This window comes from Pseudonocardia sp. McavD-2-B, assembly GCF_024124365.1.
In the GTDB taxonomy this organism is placed as follows: Bacteria; Actinomycetota; Actinomycetes; order Mycobacteriales; family Pseudonocardiaceae; genus Pseudonocardia; species Pseudonocardia alni.
Map to the genome: position 1 here is coordinate 1 of NZ_JAMXSG010000449.1, position 2,614 is coordinate 2,614.

General features: G+C 76.1%; 2 protein-coding genes. Both read left to right on the forward strand.

The genetic code is table 11. The annotated features are described in order from the left end of the window. The coding region (gene menE, locus NH602_RS30020; protein ID WP_253069583.1) for an o-succinylbenzoate--CoA ligase at positions 1-1,096 on the forward strand (1,096 nt) is incomplete at its 5' end. A gap of 226 nt (positions 1,097-1,322) precedes the next feature. Beyond that, the coding region (locus NH602_RS30025) for a hypothetical protein (protein WP_253069584.1) at positions 1,323-2,614 on the forward strand (1,292 nt) is incomplete at its 3' end.

Here is a 2,614-nt window from a genome sequence, read left to right on the forward strand (position 1 = left end):
GCCGGGGGACGCCGGGCCGGACACCGCCGGACCGGATCCGCTGCCCGGGCCGGTGGCGCGGGCCGCCGCGGCCGGGGAGCTGCCATACGGGCTCGCCGCCGTCGTCGCCACCTCGGGGTCGACCGGGGAGCCCAAGTACGTCGCGCTCACCGCGGACGCGCTGCGGGCCTCGGCCACGGCGACGCACGCCCGCCTCGGCGGCCCGGGGTCATGGCTGCTCACGCTGCCCGCCGAGCACGTCGCCGGGGTCCAGGTGGTGCTGCGTGCCCTGCTCGCGGACACGGCCTGCGTGGTCCAGGACGTCCGCGACGGCTTCCGGCCCGACGGCCTGGCCCGCGCCACCGGCCGGATGGCGCACGGCACCCGCCGCTACACCAGCCTCGTCCCGACCCAGCTGGCGCGGATCCTCGACCACGGCGGTGCCCCGCTGTACGCCCTGGCCGGGTACGACGCCGTGCTCGTCGGCGGGGCCGCGCTGGACCCGCGGCTGCGCGGGCGCGCGCTCGCCGAGGGGATCCGGGTGGTCACCACCTACGGGATGAGCGAGACCTGCGGCGGCTGCGTCTACGACGGGGTCCCGCTCGACGGCGTCGAGGTCACCCTCGACCCGGCCGACGGACGGGTGGTGCTCGGCGGCCCGGTCGTCGCCGGCGGGTACCTGGGGGCGCCGGAGGCGACCGCGGAGGCCTTCGTGTCCGACGGGGACGTCCGCCGGTTCCGGACCGGGGACCTCGGCGCGCTCGCACCGGACGGGACGCTGACCGTCCTGGGCCGGGTCGACGACGTCGTCAACACCGGGGGCGAGAAGGTCGCGCCGGCCGCGGTGGAGCGGGCGCTCCTGGCGGTCGACGGCGTCCGCGCGGCGTGCGTCGTCGGCCTCCCCGACGACGAGTGGGGCCAGATCGTGGCCGCGCTCGTGGTGTCCTCCGGGGCCGCGCCGGACGATCACGCTCTGTGTGCCGCGGTCCGCGCGGCGTGCGGCCGGGCCGCCGTGCCGCGGCTGCTGCTGCGGGCCGACACCGTGCCCGAGCGCGGGATCGGCAAGCCCGACCGCACCGCCGTCGCGGAGATCCTGGCGGGGGCGCGCCGCACCTGACCGCTCACCCAGCGGAGTTGTCGGTCACGGTGGGCAGTCGGATCACGGCGTTGCGTCACGGTCTCCACCACCCGATCCGTGTACACACCTTGGAGTTGGTTCACGCAGCGTGCGTTGCGCCCGCCCCGGAGATCGAGTGTGCTTCGACCACTGGCGGCACAGAGCCCTCACCCATCACAGGGCTCCCCGTCGTCACACGAGTCACAGCGATCAGCGGGGGTTGTCCATGCGCAGCATCACGCGGGCCGGGCTGCGGGCCATCGGTCTGCTCGCCGCGACCGGCGCGCTCTGTGCCGCCGCCACGGTCCCGGCGATGGCCGACGAGCCGGGCACGACGTGGCAGCCGGAGCTGAGCGAGGGCAGCGGCAACGGTGTCGTCGTCTCGCCCGACGGGGCCCGGTTCGACCGGTCGACGGCCTTCGGGGCCCCGGCCGACGAGGGGGCCACGGAGTCCTCCGCCGACCCGGCCGAGGTGGTCCCGACCGGGCTGCTGACCCTCGCGCCGCGCACCCTGGACACCCCGACCCGGGAGATCGACTCCCGGCTCGTCGCGGACACCCCGCCCGGCTCGACGGCGTCGGTCGACGTCCGCGGGAAGCGGGCGGGCGGCGGCTGGACCGAGTGGATCCCCGCCCAGGACTCCCGCACCGAGCTGCCGGAGGCCGTCACCGAGGTGCAGGGACGCCTGATCCTCACCGCCACCGGCGCGGCCGACCCGACCGTCCGGGAGCTCACCCTCACCGCGACGCACGGCTCCGGCGCCGAGAGCGAGCCGGTCACCGAGGCCGCTCCGCGCAGCTACTCGGTGTTCGCCACCCGCGAGGGGCTCGTCGGCGGCACCACCGCGAACGGCCACAAGATCGTCAACCGGGACCGCTTCGTCGCGCTGCCCTCGCGCCGGGCGCTCTCGGCCAACGGCAAGACCGACTACTCGGTCAAGGTCTGCGCCCCCAACGGACGCTGCGCGATCGCCCCGGTCTGGGACATCGGCCCGTGGAACACCAAGGACGACTACTGGAACCCGTCGAACCAGCGGGAGATGTGGAAGGACCTGCCCCAGGGCGTGCCGCAGGCCGCGGCCGCACGCAACGGGCACAACGGCGGCAAGGACCAGTTCGGGCGCCGGGTCGCCAACCCGGCGGGCATCGACCTGGGCGACGGCATCTTCTGGGACGTCCTCGGCCTGAAGGACAACTCGCAGGTCCAGGTCGACTACCTGTGGACCGGGTCGCAGCGGCTGTCCGCGATCCGCACCGAGGGCACCCCGGACATCCCGATCCTCGCCCGGCCCGAGGCCGGCGCGGAGTCGGTCGGGATCGCCGTCGACGCCACCGAGGTGCCGGTGCAGTGCACCTCCGGCGCGTTCGTCCGGATCGGCGACGGCCAGTACCTGCCGGCGACGGCGTTCACCGGGTTGCCGGGCGACGTCCCGGCCTGCGACGCGGCGGCCCCGTCCGCACCCACCGCACCCTCGCCCGCTGCGCCCACCGCGCCCGACGCCTCCGCCGCTCCGTCGGC